The sequence below is a fragment of the Oleiphilus sp. HI0125 genome (assembly GCF_001635355.1).
Map to the genome: position 1 here is coordinate 1 of NZ_LWGF01001352.1, position 757 is coordinate 757.

Below are 757 nucleotides of genomic sequence, written 5' to 3' on the forward strand. Positions count from 1 at the left end.
GCATGCATAGTAATGCGGCAGTGTGATCAATGCCACATTAAACAACTTAAATTAGGGCATAAATCCGTCACTAGTTAGTCTAGATGCTATTAATCCAATGCTTTGTAAAATCCTGATACAAATCAGGGTCGGAAAATTTCAAAAAGCAACTACACTTACGCTGATAAATAAGAAAATATTAGTGGCATGGCAAGTTTCTCGCTTTGCTATTTAATCAAAGAACAGTTTAAGTAAGTCCAAAGTGGGGTTATGAATGAGAATCGCATTACTAGAAGATGAGTTGTCACAAGCCGAAACACTCGTTGCGCAACTCAAAGAAAATGGTCACGACTGTGAGCATTTTGAAACTGGAAAATCCTTTGTGTATTCGGTTCTTCATAATAGCTACGATCTTTTAATTTTGGACTGGCAACTTCCTGACATTGAAGGTACAGAAGTATTACGACAAGTTCGTGCCGAAATGAATTGGCGCGTCCCGGTATTATTCCTAACTCAGCGCGACAGTGAAGCCGATATCATTACAGCGCTTGATGCGGGTGCTGACGACTATTTGGNAAAGCCTGCACGAATTGGTGAGCTGACGGCAAGAATCAACGCGCTGAGCCGTCGATTAGGTACAGAGCAAGCTGAACAAGAAGAGCTAGAAATCGGACCTTACGTCATAAATCTGAGCAAGAGAACAATCAACTCATCTGGAGAGGAAGTCTCGCTTACAGATAAAGACTTCGACCTCGCGGTATTTATGTTCCAAAATATT

Annotated in this window: 1 protein-coding gene; it reads left to right on the top strand. The window is 41.3% G+C overall.

Annotated features, from left to right (window positions below; genetic code table 11):
- Positions 1–253: 253 nt before the first annotated feature.
- On the top strand, positions 254–757 hold a 504-nt coding region (locus A3762_RS23130; RefSeq protein WP_068757847.1), incomplete at its 3' end, for a response regulator transcription factor.